The sequence below is a fragment of the Sulfobacillus harzensis genome, assembly GCF_012933365.1.
Lineage (GTDB): Bacteria > Bacillota > Sulfobacillia > Sulfobacillales > Sulfobacillaceae > Sulfobacillus_B > Sulfobacillus_B harzensis.
On record NZ_JABBVZ010000091.1, the window covers coordinates 1 to 13,872 of the forward strand.

At 58.2% G+C, this 13,872-nt stretch carries 17 protein-coding genes; 12 read left to right on the forward strand and 5 right to left on the reverse strand.

Annotation, left to right across the window (positions count from 1 at the left end):
- Window positions 1-209 precede the first annotated feature (209 nt).
- Both HIJ39_RS17815 and HIJ39_RS17820 read right to left on the reverse strand, forming a co-directional pair.
- The gene (locus HIJ39_RS17815) at window positions 210-1,331 is read right to left on the reverse strand and encodes a Ger(x)C family spore germination protein (RefSeq protein ID WP_169102087.1); all 1,122 of its coding nucleotides are present in this window, start codon (window positions 1,329-1,331) and stop codon (window positions 210-212) included.
- Window positions 1,328-3,001, reverse strand: a complete 1,674-nt coding sequence (locus tag HIJ39_RS17820) for a spore germination protein (protein ID WP_169102089.1) — start codon at window positions 2,999-3,001, stop codon at window positions 1,328-1,330. The genes HIJ39_RS17815 and HIJ39_RS17820 overlap by 4 nt, the downstream gene beginning before the upstream one ends.
- A gap of 179 nt (window positions 3,002-3,180) precedes the next feature.
- Here HIJ39_RS17820 and HIJ39_RS17825 point away from each other — a divergent pair, with 179 nt between their 5' ends.
- The 6 genes from HIJ39_RS17825 to HIJ39_RS17850 are packed head-to-tail and all read left to right on the forward strand — an operon-like array spanning window position 3,181 to window position 7,492.
- A complete protein-coding gene (locus tag HIJ39_RS17825) occupies window positions 3,181-3,603 on the forward strand; it encodes a ferritin family protein (protein ID WP_169102091.1) in 423 nt (140 codons plus the stop codon).
- A gap of 46 nt (window positions 3,604-3,649) precedes the next feature.
- Window positions 3,650-4,927 (forward strand): heterodisulfide reductase-related iron-sulfur binding cluster, encoded by a 1,278-nt coding sequence (locus HIJ39_RS17830; RefSeq protein ID WP_169102093.1) that lies wholly within the window; start codon window positions 3,650-3,652, stop codon window positions 4,925-4,927.
- Entirely contained in the window at window positions 4,924-5,502 is a 579-nt protein-coding gene (locus tag HIJ39_RS17835; RefSeq protein ID WP_169102095.1) for a DUF3501 family protein, read from the forward strand. Before HIJ39_RS17830 ends, HIJ39_RS17835 begins: the two co-directional genes overlap by 4 nt.
- A gap of 24 nt (window positions 5,503-5,526) precedes the next feature.
- A complete protein-coding gene (locus HIJ39_RS17840; RefSeq protein ID WP_169102097.1) occupies window positions 5,527-5,940 on the forward strand; it encodes a transcriptional repressor in 414 nt (137 codons plus the stop codon).
- Window positions 5,933-6,517, forward strand: coding sequence for a uracil-DNA glycosylase (locus tag HIJ39_RS17845; RefSeq protein WP_169102099.1), 585 nt, complete (start codon window positions 5,933-5,935; stop codon window positions 6,515-6,517). The genes HIJ39_RS17840 and HIJ39_RS17845 overlap by 8 nt, the downstream gene beginning before the upstream one ends.
- Window positions 6,518-6,532: 15 nt before the next feature.
- Entirely contained in the window at window positions 6,533-7,492 is a 960-nt protein-coding gene (locus tag HIJ39_RS17850) for a threonine ammonia-lyase (protein WP_169102101.1), read from the forward strand.
- A gap of 5 nt (window positions 7,493-7,497) precedes the next feature.
- Here the strand turns inward: HIJ39_RS17850 and HIJ39_RS17855 are convergent, their stop codons facing one another.
- Window positions 7,498-8,238, reverse strand: coding sequence for a class I SAM-dependent methyltransferase (locus HIJ39_RS17855; RefSeq protein WP_207711767.1), 741 nt, complete (start codon window positions 8,236-8,238; stop codon window positions 7,498-7,500).
- A gap of 99 nt (window positions 8,239-8,337) precedes the next feature.
- Here HIJ39_RS17855 and HIJ39_RS17860 point away from each other — a divergent pair, with 99 nt between their 5' ends.
- On the forward strand, window positions 8,338-9,246 hold the full coding sequence (locus HIJ39_RS17860; protein ID WP_169102103.1) for a LysR family transcriptional regulator: 909 nt from the start codon (window positions 8,338-8,340) through the stop codon (window positions 9,244-9,246).
- Between the two features lie 37 nt (window positions 9,247-9,283).
- Window positions 9,284-9,868 carry a hypothetical protein gene (locus HIJ39_RS17865; RefSeq protein ID WP_169102105.1) on the forward strand — a complete coding sequence of 195 codons (585 nt, stop codon included), beginning with the start codon at window positions 9,284-9,286 and terminating at the stop codon, window positions 9,866-9,868.
- 77 nt (window positions 9,869-9,945) lie between these two features.
- On the opposite strand, the gene HIJ39_RS17870 is transcribed toward HIJ39_RS17865, so the two are convergent.
- Both HIJ39_RS17870 and HIJ39_RS17875 read right to left on the reverse strand, forming a co-directional pair.
- Window positions 9,946-10,731: an alpha/beta fold hydrolase gene (locus HIJ39_RS17870; protein WP_169102107.1), complete on the reverse strand. Its 786-nt coding sequence runs from the start codon at window positions 10,729-10,731 to the stop codon at window positions 9,946-9,948.
- 33 nt (window positions 10,732-10,764) lie between these two features.
- The gene (locus HIJ39_RS17875; RefSeq protein ID WP_169102109.1) at window positions 10,765-10,962 is read right to left on the reverse strand and encodes a hypothetical protein; all 198 of its coding nucleotides are present in this window, start codon (window positions 10,960-10,962) and stop codon (window positions 10,765-10,767) included.
- Between the two features lie 68 nt (window positions 10,963-11,030).
- Between HIJ39_RS17875 and thiL the strand changes: the two genes are divergently transcribed.
- From thiL to rimI, 4 genes are read left to right on the forward strand one after another with little or no spacing between them, the layout of a single operon-like run.
- Entirely contained in the window at window positions 11,031-12,029 is a 999-nt protein-coding gene (gene thiL, locus HIJ39_RS17880) for a thiamine-phosphate kinase (protein WP_169102111.1), read from the forward strand.
- On the forward strand, window positions 12,010-12,492 hold the full coding sequence (tsaE, locus tag HIJ39_RS17885) for a tRNA (adenosine(37)-N6)-threonylcarbamoyltransferase complex ATPase subunit type 1 TsaE (protein WP_169102118.1): 483 nt from the start codon (window positions 12,010-12,012) through the stop codon (window positions 12,490-12,492). The genes thiL and tsaE overlap by 20 nt, the downstream gene beginning before the upstream one ends.
- Window positions 12,482-13,156 carry a tRNA (adenosine(37)-N6)-threonylcarbamoyltransferase complex dimerization subunit type 1 TsaB gene (gene tsaB, locus HIJ39_RS17890; protein WP_169102119.1) on the forward strand — a complete coding sequence of 225 codons (675 nt, stop codon included), beginning with the start codon at window positions 12,482-12,484 and terminating at the stop codon, window positions 13,154-13,156. The genes tsaE and tsaB overlap by 11 nt, the downstream gene beginning before the upstream one ends.
- Window positions 13,144-13,617 (forward strand): ribosomal protein S18-alanine N-acetyltransferase, encoded by a 474-nt coding sequence (rimI, locus tag HIJ39_RS17895; protein ID WP_169102120.1) that lies wholly within the window; start codon window positions 13,144-13,146, stop codon window positions 13,615-13,617. The genes tsaB and rimI overlap by 13 nt, the downstream gene beginning before the upstream one ends.
- The last annotated feature ends 255 nt before the right edge of the window (window positions 13,618-13,872 follow it).

The window sequence follows — 13,872 nt, forward strand, 5'->3', positions numbered from 1 at the left end:
TGGTCTTGACGGCACGCAAGTTGGTCGGCGTGGTCTACGGGATGCTGACCCGAGGCCAAATCTACGACGAAAGGAAGCTGATGCCGCACTAAGGGGACCGACAACCGATATGCCATTTACTACCACCTCCTTTCTGGACGGTTTAGTTCAGCCTGGCTTTCCCCGGCTGTCCCGTGAGAAAAACGGATCTTGACATTTAACCGCGGGACTTAGGTGGTGTCTCCCAACTCGCGTAGGCGCATCTTCACCCGCACGCGCCAGCGCGCATGCCGATACGCGTCAAGCCAATGGCGGGTCTTGCCGGGATGTTGCCAGAGATATCCGGCGCCAATGGTCCACGGGTCCAGGTCCCGGTTGGACAACCGCTGGAACAAAGCGCTGGCTTCCCGGCTCACCAGGGCACTAGATTCCTGTTGTACCCAGGACAGGTGCGGGGCCAATGGCTGCTTCAGGGGGAAGGCATCCACATCGCCGGTCATTTTCATGGTGTCTAAAATCGTTAGGCGAGATCCTGACCACTGAATCGACATGTGGCTCCGTGCTCGCAGCGATCGCACGCTTACCGGCATTCCGTCATAGGTGAGGTGGAGAGTCCCCTTTGCGGTTTTTCCGAGGGAATAACCCAATAGCGTTGTCTGATGGGCTTTAAGTATCCATGCCGGCCGGTCCCGGCGGTAAAGAGCGATGGCGGACAGGCGAAATCCGTTGGCTGTGGGGGTGATCACAGGGAGCCATAAGCTCACAACCGGGGGACCGTATTGGGCCTTCTCGACATCCCATACTTGGCGCTTCGCATTGACGGTCTGACAATACGTGCACCCGAATTCGCTGGAAAAATAGAGGGGAGCCAGCGGGGTTGTCGCCGAGGTAGTGGTAAGAACCTTGCCGACGGGGGCGGGGGTGGCCAAGGCATAGGCGGTTTTGTCCAACGTCCCGACACGGGTGAGGGTGCTGGCAATATCCGCGAATTGCGCGCCGGTTAGATGAGTGGAAAGAATCACGGCCTGCAACTGGCCCAAATAGAGATCTTGGTTGACATCGGCCTGGGCCTCGGTGAAAGCTCGGGCCACCGTTTTAGCCGTGGCCTCGAGCGTATAGGTGGTCTTGCCTCCTTGTCCGCTTCCCATCGCACTCCCGCCCGTGCTGAGACTGGTGAGACCGCTGGGCGTGGGAATCTGAAAGTAGACGGTAATCTTTTGCTGGGCTGCCGGCGCAAACCCCAACGTGAGCACCAGCGCCCGGTAATTGAGCGGGCGATTGTCGGCGCATCCGTTGAGGAACGTCAGCATCAGGCATAGGGCGGCAAGCCATCGCAAATTCATATGGATCATGAGGACGGGCCCTCTAAATCATTATTTGGGTGAAGGGAAAATGGGTCGGGGCTCGAACTGGGGGCTGCCTGACGCCGCCTAGTCGGACGGAGAGAGACGGGTCGTTTCTCCAGCACTGGGATGGGCGCCCGCCACCACGCATCTTTCCAAGAGCTGAGGCGAAGCGGTCCAAAGGGGCTGAAATAGGGAACTCCAAATGACTCCAGACTGGCGAGATAGGCGATAATGCCCACTGTGACCATCACCATACCGAAAACCCCGAGTGTGAACGCCCCGAGAACCATAATCCAGAACAACCAACGCCAAGGCGTGGACATTTCAAATGCCGGGGTGGCAAAGAGTCCTAAGGCTGTGAGCGTCGCACTCACGATCATCACGTCGTCGACAATGCCGGCCTTCACAATTGCCGTTCCGACCACGACGGCGCCGACGGTTCCCAATGTAACCGCCAGTTCTTGGGGGAGCCGGTTGGCAGCTTCACGTAGAATTTCAATAATCACATACATGATGATGACTTCGACCACCGGGGGAAAAGGAATGCCTTGCCGCGATCCGGTGATGGTGAGGAGAAGCGGAGTGGGCACGAGGTCCACGTCGACTGACGTTAAAGCAATATAGAGCGGCATCAAATATAGGCCGATAATCAGGGCAATCAGGCGGATGAGCCGGACCAAGGTGCCGTCCCACCAGGAAACCGAATAGTCTTGGGAGGTTTGATAAAAGTCCACTAAGGTCATGGGAAGAAGAATGGCGAACGGATCATTTTCCACCAAGATGGCAATCTTCCCCTCCGACAGTTCACGCGCCACCCAGTCCACTCTCTCCGAGAGGCGATATTGGGGAAAGAGGCTCCACCGGCGCTCCGGCAAATACTCGGCAACATCGTTAGCGCGGGTCACCACGTCGCGCTGAATCCGTTCGACCCGATCAACCACGTGGTCCAACAGTTCAGCATTAACGACGTCGGCGAGATAGGCAATCATGACCGGGGTTTGACTGATGGCGCCAACCCGATGCGTATCAAAATGCAAAGAGGGGGAGCGAATCCAGCGACGCAACTGGTCCATATGGGTGAGCCCCACCTCATTGAAGGCTTCCTGTGGGCCCTTGATGGATGGCTCACTCTGGCTGCTGGGTATGCTCCGAGCCGGATACTTCACGGTATCGACAAGCAGGACTGAAGAACAGCCGGCGAAGAAGATGGCTGTTTCGCCTTCCAATATGGCCCTCCAAATGGTCTCCCAGTTGGAAGTCTGGGTGACATGTCCGCCCGTGACCAAACATTTTCGAGCCACGGCGGCCACAGCGTCAGGCTGAGGACGGGTCCCGCTCGCTTCCATGAGCCGCTGGATTATATCTTGGTCGATCATCTCGGGAGCCGTGAGCCCGTCAACATAGACCAGGAGCGTGGGCCAGCGCCACTGCTGTCCGACGGTGATGACGCGCGTCACCACGTCGGGAGAGGAATCAACCTGGGACTCGATCCGCTGACGCGCATAGTGGAGGTTGCCATCGAATCGGTCGGGGTTGGGACTTCGCATTTGATGGAGCCAGACATCGAGTCTCTGGTCCAAATGCCTGAGTCCCGTGAGCAAATCGTCCAGTTGCCCCATGCCGTTCTCAGCGGAAAGCTGACGGCGATCGGTATCCGCATGGGAAGGGAAGGCCATTCATGCCACCTCGTTCCGCTTTTGGGGTATCGTTCCACTGCCAGTGGCTCTTCATGCAAGCGGTGAGCTGATGAAATTTAATCCAGAAAAATTTCCGGCAACGGGTTGTGATTGTCCTGCATTAGATTAGAATAATTATCAGATAACAATCATCCTAATCGAAGGAAGGGGCGAAAATCGTGCCAAAACTGTTGAATTCTAAGACGCACGAGAATTTAAAGGAAGCCTTCGCGGGAGAATCGCAGGCCAATCGCCGCTATCTCTATTTTGCGCAAAAGGCGGATGTGGAGGGACGACCTGAGGTGGCGGGATTGTTTCGGGACGTGGCTGAGGGAGAAACCGGCCACGCCTTTGGCCACTTCGAGTTTCTTGAAGAGGTGGGCGACCCGGTAACAGGGGTCCCGGTTGGCACCACGGAGGAAAATCTTAAGAGTGCCATCGAGGGCGAAACATACGAATACACCCAGATGTATCCCGGATTTGCCAAGACGGCTCGCGATGAAGGCTTCGACGAAATCGCCGAGTGGTTCGAAACGCTGGCTCGGGCAGAAAAGAGTCATGCCGGGCGGTTTACCAAGGGTTTGGAGAATCTAGAGGACTAGCCGGAGGCGGGGGCGAAAGCCCCCGCCCCCTATGAGGGGGGACAGCATGGAGTACAATCCGCATCGCGACGCCTACTGGGATGAAACGGCGCTCGCCCAGGACATGCAGCAAGCCTTTGATATCTGTAACGGGTGCCGACTGTGTTACAACCTGTGCCCGTCGTTTCCTGCCTTGTTTCACATTGTCGAAGGGTATGATGATGATGCCAGCCGCGTCACTGCGAACGATATGGACCAGGTGGCGGATCTTTGCTTCCAGTGCAAGTTATGCTATATGAAATGTCCCTATATTCCCCCTCATCGCTTCGACTTGGATTTTCCCCGGCTGATGTTGCGATCCAAAGCCATTCGAGCCAAAAAGCACGGCATTGGGCGCACGGACCGGTTTTTAGGCAATCCTGAGAAGGTTGGCCGGATGGGACAGATAGCGCCCAGACTGGCCAATTGGTCGGTGAAAAACACCGGACTTCGTAAACTGATGGAACGCATTTATGGTATTGACCATCGTCGACATCTGCCTCGATTTGCCCCGGTGCGCTTTTCGGAATGGGTGAAGCGGCACCAAAAGGCACCCATACCGCCGTTGGAAGAGGTGGATGTGGTGCTGTTCTCGACCTGTACGGTGGAATATCATTACCCGGGCATTGGCCAGTCTGCCTTGGAGGTGCTAAAGCACAACAACATTCAGGCGGTGGTTCCGCCCAACCAAGTTTGCTGTGGTATGCCGGCGCTAGACGGAGGCGATATGGAGGGAGCCTTGGCACGGGCCAAGAAAAACGTGGAGTTGCTCGCGCCCTACGCTCGGGCGGGAAAGACTATCCTGGCTCTGCAGCCCACCTGCGCGCTACTTCTTAAACAAGACTATCCCACCTTGGTCGAGACCGAGGACGCGAAGTTGGTCGCCGACAAGACGCGTGATCTCACCGAATATTTGTCTCAGCAAATGCGGCGCGGAAAGTTGAAAAAGGACTTTCAGGAAAGTCCCGGCACGGTGACCTATCATCTCTCCTGTCATACCAAGGCACAGGGTTTGAAACGGGCCGCCAGGGATTTGCTGGAAGCGATTGACGGCTGCGAGGTGGAGGTGGTTGACCGTTGTGCAGGCATCGACGGGACCTGGGGGCTCAAAGCTGAGTTCTATGATGAGGCGCTGAAGGTGTCCGCCAAACTGACCGAACGATTTTCGGAACAGCATCAGCACACCGCGTGCTCGGACTGCGCTTTGGCCGGACTGCAAATTGAGACGGCCGTTGATCATGATCCGGTGCATCCGGTAGAGATTTTGGCCCGCTCCTACGGGCTTTTGGGAGGGACAACAGAATGAAGCCGATGGTTCTCGCGGATATCAAGCCGATCCCGCAATATCAGGCGGAACGAGACGCTTTTCGCCGCCGTATTATCGCCTTAAAGAAGGTTCGGCGCACGACGCTCGGCCCCCGCGTATCGGTGGTGTTCGAAAACCGGGATACCATGTTGTTTCAGGTACAAGAGATGTGCCGGATTGAACACATCGAAGATCCGGCGTTGGTCCAACAGGAAATCGACGTGTATAACGACTTGTTGCCGGAAGGGTTGGCAATCGGCGCCACCCTGCTGATTGAGTTGGTGCAGACGGACGATATGCCTGTCGTTTTGCGGGAGTTGAGTGGTCTCGAGGAGACGATTTGGCTAAAATTTGGCCCGCACGCAATTCACGCCGAGGCTGAGCCGGGTCGTTCAACAGAAGAGAAGACCAGTTCCGTGCACTACCTCACGTTTCGCTTTTCCCCGGATCAGCGGCAGGCCTTGCTCGATGCGGATTCGGTACGAATCACCTCCGAATTGCCCAACTATCGTTATGGGACCGTCTTGCCGCGAGAGACGGTGGCATCGTTGGCAGCAGACTTGCTCAATGGTTAAGGATGCACGAAAGAGGGCGATGACGTGAGCGACGTCTTGGAGGAAAAATTACGTACCCACGGTCTCCGGGCCACGCCGCAACGAGTCGCGGTGATGGAAGCCCTGCTGGCCGAGGACCATCCCGATGCAGAAACCATTTTCGCCCATACCCGCAAGCAGCAGCAAAGTATGAGCCTGGCTACCGTCTATCATGTGCTGGAAAAGTTTGAGGAGGCGGGTCTGGTGTCTCGGTTGGAGATGTCGGGCCGCCGCCTTTATGATGGACGCACTGTGCCGCACGACCATGTCCGTTGCCGCGCCTGTGGCCGCATCGAAGATGTTCTCCGCCACCCCGAGACCCAGGTGATGGCGCCCCGCGGACATGGGTGGCGCCTGACGGCTCCATCACTTACTTGGGACGGGGTTTGCCCAGACTGCCAAGAGGTGTGGCATGGGTGAGGCGGATTGCACCCGCTGTGCTTTACACGCTTCCCGAACTCATGTGGTAGTGGGCCGGGGGGCACCCGACGCCAAGGTGATGTTTTTGGGGGAAGCCCCGGGGCGCCAAGAAGACAAGCTGGGGCTGGGATTTCAGGGTGCAGCGGGTCGGATGTTTGACGCCATTTTAGGTTATAGCGGCCTCAGCCGCGAGAAAATCTGGCTGGCCAACGCAGTTCGTTGCCGTCCCTCGATCGAGGGACGCCGGAATCGGGCACCGACCGCCGAGGAGATTTCCGCCTGTCGCCACTGGCTGGAGCGGGATTTAAGCCAGGTGCGCCCTGAGGTGGTGGTCACACTCGGTCGCATTGCCTATGAAAGCGTCACGGGGCTTTCCTGGGATGCGCAGCGCCGTGCTCAACCGGTGCCGCTTGCCGACGGGAGTGGGGTGGCCTTTCCGCTCTATCACCCGGCCTATCTCATCTATCGTCGGGATTTGATGACCGTCTATCGCCAAGACGTGGAAGCCCTGCGCGCCCTTTTAGCAGCTCACCAGATCCCTGTTGGGGACATAGCGGGACCCTGGGCGATGGAATAATGAGGAGGCTCGGCTATGCACATTGAGCTCAAAGATGTATTGGCCGCCCGCCAGCGGATTGCTCCACATGTCCACCGTACCCCCTTGGTGTATTCTCCGGTATTAAGTGAGGTGCTCGCGGCGGAGGTGTGGTTGAAGCCGGAGCAGTTTCAATTAACGGGTTCTTTTAAAGTACGGGGGGCGCTGAATAAGATGATGCGGCTCAGCGCCGACGAGCGATCCCGGGGCGTCATCACGGCGTCAGCGGGAAACCATGCCTTGGGGGTGGCATGGGCCGCTGAGCGATTGGCTGTTTCCGCCTTAGTGGTCACCCCACGGACCACCCCGAGTGCCAAACTTGCGGGCATTCGCCGCTATGGCTGCGCCATTCAGCAAGTGGGCGAGAATTACGATGAGGCTGAGGAGCATGCCTATCGTTTGGCCGAAGAGACGGGTCGCGTGTTTTTACATGCGTTTGAGGATGCAGACATCGTGGCGGGACAGGGTACGGTGGGATGGGAACTCTTTGAGGACCAGCCTAATTTGGATGCCATTCTGGTTCCAGCGGGTGGCGGAGGGCTCATGGATGGAATTGGCGTGGTGGCCCGTGCGGTCAGCCCCAATACGCGGGTGATAGGGGTGCAAAGTAAGGCGTCGCCCGCTTGGCATGCGGCGTTTCAGGCCGGTCGGGTGGTCGATGTGTCCTATGCTCCCACGTGGGCTGAGGGGCTCTTGGGTGCGATTGGCCGGCAAAACTTTGTCTTGGCGCAGCGCGTGGTGGATGACATTCATTTGGTGTCCGAGGAGGCTATCCGTGACGCAATGCTGTGGGCCCTAAAGGAGCACCGCTGGATTCTGGAAGGATCCGGGGCCGTGGCCTTGGCCGACGCGCTGATATCCGGGGCCGCCGGCTGGCGTGGCCAACGTGTGGCCGTGGTGCTGACCGGCGGCAATCTGGATTTTTCGCGGCTTGCGGAAATTGTGGAGATGGGTTAGCGCCGCTAGGGGCGTCGGGCCCAGATGAGAATACGGCGTTTGATGAAGAGGCCCTGGCGGATGAATTCCGCTGGGGCTTCGGACGTCTGGGCGAAGGACAGCGCCTCCCGACCTGAAGGACTGTCTGCCGCCACTGGAGACAGCCATTCTTCGAGCGTCATAGGCTCCTCGGAAAGCTCGATCGTGATGGTATCGAAACCGGTGTCGACCAGCGCCTGATACCAATCATCGGGCGAAAGCGCCCGATGATGCGATGGATCGCGCCGCTGCTCAAGTTGATTGAGCCATACGGCGTTCTCTTTCGTGGCGGTCATGTCGGAGACGCCCAGCCGCCCGCCAGGCACTAAGGTGCGGAATGTTTCTTGTAAAAATATCCTTACGTCCGTGAAGTGATGGGCGGCTCGCCGACAGGTGACGATATCAAGGGACTGGTCGGCGAAGGGCAGTGCTTCGGCGGGGGCCTCGCTCACCTGAATTTTAAGCCCATGGGCCTCGGCTTGACGGCGCGTTTCTTCCAACATTTCCGGGGTAATATCCACGGCGGTGACGTCAAGGCCCATTTGTGCCAACTTCAGCGCGGTATGTCCCGCTCCCGAAGCCACGTCGGCCGCTTTTTCAGGTGCTTGGGCATGAAGTCCAGCAATGAGTCGCTCCAAATCAGCGCCGCGGGCATGGTGGGAGCTGACTGCATAATCGTAATGATGCTTGCCGAAGAAAGTCCGGGGATCCTCAGGAATTCTTGCCATGATAAATGGCCTCCTTTGCTGTTGTTGACTTTAACTCTAAGGAATTTTTTCTGAACTAAGCTGAAGAGGATTTCATTCTAAGATGCAGAATTCTCAACTATGGAACACTATCGGTTTACCATACGCGATTTGGAATTATTGGTGGCCTTAAGTCAATCGGGTTTGGTTAAGCGAGCTGCTGAGCGTCTCAATCTGACCCCCTCCGCGCTTTCACACCGAGTGCGGGAATTGGAGGAAAGGCTCGGATACCCGATTTCCGAGAATCACGGACATTTGGCGTTGACGCCGGCCGCCAGCCGTCTGGTGCCGAGAGCGCAGGAAATTTTGGCAGCGCTGGAACAGCTAGGTGATGAGGCGTCGGGGATTCCGGACATCCGGCGCGTGGGGATTTCCAGTCTCTTGCTCCGAGGGGCGGTGTTGGAGGGCTTGACCCGGCTCACGGCCACCCCCTCCACCATCCGATGGAATATTGTCTCCGGGCACTCGCGGGCAGTGGAGGACGAGGTTGAGGCGGGGCGCTTGGACGTTGGACTGGTCCGTCTGGAGAGGCGGCGGCCTAGTCTTCGATACAACTGGATGGCGGACGACCGTTTGGCAGCTGCCGCCCCGGCGAGTTTTGTCCATCCTGGATCCGTGGAAGAGTGGCCCTGGGTTTTATTCTCGCATCGTATGGGCCACGGGCAGGCAGTGGACCAGGCGCTTCGGGATGCCGGGCTGGTGATTGTTCCTCGTGTACGGGTTGACTCTTTTGATTTGGCCTTGAGGCTGATTCGTTTCGGTTCAGTATCGGTGTTTCCCTGGTCGGTGATTGCGGACCAGGTGAGGTCGGGAAACTTGCAGGAAGTGGAGGTTTCGGGGGTCGTTTGGCCGCCCCGGCGCACCGCACTGGTCAGTAGGCGTGAGCCGCCGGTCTGGGCGGGAGCTCTCATTCGGGTGCTATTCGGCCAGGGGGATTTGCGGGCGGACGAGGGGTCGGGGTATGGCGCCGGCGCAAATTGCAAATGGTAATTTGGACGGTTCGACACACTAGCATGGAGGTTACGAAGTGGCTTTTACACAGTCAGCGTTTCTCCCCATTGCCATAGGGTTTTTCGGTTTGGGCACCAGCTACTTTGTTTGGGGCGGTCAAGCCCTGTTCGGCCGACCGGCCGCCAGTCCCGATGTCAATAAAACCATGGGCATGTGGGGCCTTTTCATGGGCGGGTTCATGCAGTTTATCACCGGCGTCTATTTGATGGTTGGTCTCAGTTGGTTTTCGGTCTACACCTCCAAGCCTCCGCTGTACATGGCAGCTCTGGCGTTTACCTCGTACGGCGTTCATTGGTTTGCCATTGGCTGGCGACGGTATATTGGGGCCTCGGATGGCGCCGAAGGCTGGATGGCAATCGCCTTTGCCCTGATCTCGATTCTAGGGGTGCTCGTCTTCTTTCAGGCTGGCGATGTGCCCGTGGCCATCCTCTTCATCATCCTCGCCGTCATCTATTTGACTGAAATTCCCACGCGGTTGGGAGGATGGAAGACCGGCGTCCGTTTAGTGGGACTATGGCAATTTCTCGGCGCAATTTGGTTGATGTATCTGACCTATGGCGTTGCCTTCAATACCGCCGTGGGCGCCCACTGGTGGATATAAGGAGAGTAAGGGATCGGGCGCGTCTCGCCCCCTTTCTTGCCTAATCCCATCGTCGCCGCGCTCTGGTCCTGCTCTCCTTAATGGCTTAGGCGGTCCAAGAAGTCAAGGATAGCGTGATTGGTGATGTCGGGCTCTTCAATGTGCGGTAAATGGCCGCATTGGTCGATAACGACCAGTTCGCTGTGAGCCAGATGTTGGTCCAGTACTTTGCCATACGGCAAAGGGACAATTTGATCCTCCCGTCCCCAAATGAGGAGCGTCGGCATCGTGAGACGAGCGACGTCAAGTGCCGGGTCGGGCCCAATTTCGCCGTCGCCAAGATACCGGGCGAATGAACCCCGTCCCCGGTTCAATTCCCGGGCGTCATCAAGCGTGCGATACGGCGTACGAGCTTTATAGCGTTCGGGATCATAGACAAGGCCTGCGGTATATCCCGAGGCGGGCAACGTGAGCGGGTTGGTCACTTTCACATCGGGAAGGTCTAATCCCACCGAATCTAAAATGATGAGGCCCCGGATGCGCTCGGGATGCGCCGAGGCCATGGACATCGCAACGCGCCCGCCCATGGAATTGCCGCCTACCACCGCCTGGTGTATCCCTAACATATCAAGCCATTCAAACAGCACAGGGCCAATATCGGGCATCCGTTCTACGCCGGAAAACCAATCGGAGCGGCCAAAGCCGGGCATGTCTGGAGCTAACACCCGGAAGCCTCGTTCGCCAAGGATCTGAAGTTGATGAAGCCAGGCCCGACCAGTCCCGCCGCCGCCGTGCAACAGCACAACCGGAAGTTCGCCGGAGCCTGCCTCATACCAATGCAGGCTTCCGCCCGTAAGGCGGCGCGTGTCATCCAAAATCTGCATGTTAGAGCCCCCTAACGGGGATATTGTAACAGATTAAGACTGGTCATTTTCCCGCTCGGTGGCGGTAAGCCACAGCTCTTGATTCATCGACCGGGCTTTCGTTTGAATCTCCTGGCGGGTGACGATACCTTTCTCGACCAACAGATCGAAAATGACCGCTAGGGACAGACCATGGCGATATAGGGTGTAACGAAGGTCCTCGGAATGGTCTGAGGGTGGATGGGTTGACATGGAACACCTCGCTGTTTCATCGTTAACTCTAGTATTCCAACTTTTTGCGGGGTAAACGAGGTGATCCGGTGCAAGTCAAAAGGCTGGGCGAACGCGGCCTCATCGCGATGATCCACCGCATGCAGTCGGCGCCTCCTCCAGGCATGGTGGGTATTGGAGATGATGCGGCCGTATTGCCGGCTCAGCAACGAGGGTGGCTCATCAGCCAAGACATGCTGGTGGAGGACATTCATTTTCGGTGGGATTGGTCCGCTCCTGAACAAGTGGGAGTTAAGGCGGCCCATGTCAATATGAGCGACATCGCGGCGATGGGGGGGAGACCGCGAGCAGCCTTGACCAGCGTGGCTGTGCCGGGCAGTCTGTCTTCTGAAGTGTTGGAGAGTTTGTACCGGGGTCTTACCCGGGCCTTTGATCCCTTCGGGGTGGTGATTGTAGGGGGAGATACGGTCGGAGCGGTGGACAAGCTGGTCCTAGATGTGACCATTTTGGGCGAGCCGGGGCCGGGCGGACCCGTGATGCGGCAGGGCGCGCGCCCAGGGGATCGGCTGTTGGTGTCAGGTCGGCTGGGAGCGAGCTACGCGGGCTACATGCTGCTAAGCCATGGGATTGGTTGGCCAGGCACTGATATTGACGACCGCAGCGTGCTAACCGCACACTTGGAACCTCAGGCCAGGGTCGAGTTAGGTCTCGCGGTGGCTCCCTTTGTACACGCCATGACCGATGTGAGCGACGGCTTGGTTGATGAGGTGAGGGAGTTGACGCGCTTTGGCTCTGTGGGGGCGGACGTGTGGCTAGAGCGCTTGCCGATATGCCCGGCGACCAGACGGGTGGGGGAGCACTTTGGGGGAGACGGTCGCGACTACGCTCTCTACGGTGGGGAGGATTACGAATTGTTGATGGCGGTGCCGCCATCCCACTTGCAGGCGGTCCAAGAGGCGGCCGAAGCGACAGCTATCCCGTTGACGGAAATCGGCGCCATTACCGACCGGCGCCAGATACGGTGGTTGGACGACGGGAACCCGGTAGCGGTGAAGGATGTGGCGTTCTTTGACCACTTTTCGCGTTGACTTAACCATCGCGAGCCTCGACCAATTAAGACGCTTTGCACAACGCCTGGCGCCGCTTTTGACCACCGGGGGCGTGGTGTTGTTGGATGGACCGCTGGGTGTCGGGAAGACCACCCTGGCTAAAGAGATTGGACGGGCCATAGGGGTCGACGGGGGCATGAGCTCTCCCACCTTTGATTTGTTGCACGTGCACGAGACGGCTTCTCTTCGCATTTATCATGTGGACGGCTATCGCCTGGACGATGCACGGGAGTGGGACGTGCTGGACCTTCCGGCACCGGGCGAGGCCGATACGCTGGTGTTGGCGGAGTGGGGCGCGGCACTGAAGCCGCTGTATCCAGACCGCTTGGAGATTCGTTTGGAGCGGGATGGGGAGATTCGCCGCGCCATTCTTACGGGGCATGGGGATTATTGGGCGCATAGGCTAAGTATGTGGGCGGAGGGCGGCCAGCATGGGATTTAAGGTGATGGGGATTGAGGCGGCAGGCCCGGTCTTAACGGTTGGTTATATCGAGGATGGCCGCATGGTGGCGTCGCGTTCGCTCCGGCGGCCGCGCCAGGCCGGTTCTTACCTGGCAGATTGGATGGCCGACATGGCTGACGAGTTGGGCCGGCCGGACGGTCTGGCGGTCGGGATTGGGCCGGGCTCGTTTACCGGGGTTCGGGTCGCCGTGACGGCGGCCAAGGCGTACGCGTTTAGTTGGCAGATCCCCGTCAAGGGCGTGTCGTCTTTGGCGGCATGGGCTCGAGCGGTTTCGCCAGGGCACCGGGTGGTCGTGACCAGTGAGCGGCGGGGACCCGCCTTTTATCTCGGATACTATTGGGTGGGGGCGGAGGGGCCGGAATCCATTATTCCCGACACAGCCATTTCTGGGGCCTTGCCAGATCTCTTTCCCACCAGCGAGGCGGTGTGGGTCTTGGGCCCTTTGGCAGAGGATCCCGCGGCGCTACGGGCAATCGGACCCCATGCCCGTCCAGCATTTTTGGATTGCTCAGGCGTGTTGGTAGCCTTAGAGGGCCAAGCGGCGTTACAATGGGGAAAAACGGATCATCCCGCGGCGCTGGCGCCTCAGTATTTGAGAGTTCCTGCGGCCGCGGCACAAAGAGGTGACACATGGCGGTCTTGAACCAACCGGACGAAGCTGATGTGGTTGTCCGGGACATGTATCTCTCGGACTTGGATGCGGTCATGCGCATTGAAGGCGCATCTTTTTCCACCCCGTGGTCGAGAAATCAATTTCAAAGTGAACTGATGGAAAATAATTTTGCCGCCTATTTAGTGCTCGATTTTCATGGCCGAGTGGTCTCCTATGGCGGCATGTGGATTATTCTCGACGAGGCCCACGTAACCAATGTGGCGGTTCACCCTGATTTTCGCGGCTACCATTTGGGGGAACGCATGATGCGGGGACTAATGGAGCGGGCCAAGAGCATGGGTGCCCAGCGTATGACGCTGGAGGTGCGGCGATCCAATCAAGTGGCGCAAAATCTCTACCAAAAGCTGGGTTTCATTCAATTGGGCGTCCGACGGGGCTACTACAGCGAGCCACACGAGGATGCCTTTATTATGTGGAAAGATCCGCTTTAGGTTTGTCGACCTCATCCCTCTGCTAATCCTTCTTTCGCCGCGCCCAGCCAACTGGTGTCCTTCCGGGCCGGGGCAGCGTTGCATACGGCATCGTCTTCCCAGAAACTGGACCGAGTCTGCGAATTTTTATGCTAAGGACCGCACAGCGCATCTCTCGATATTGTCGCGTTTGACGATGAAAGGAGACACGCATGCCCCTGCAGGGCACTCACACACATGAAAAAAGGGCGTCGGCACGGGGAGTATGATGAGGGT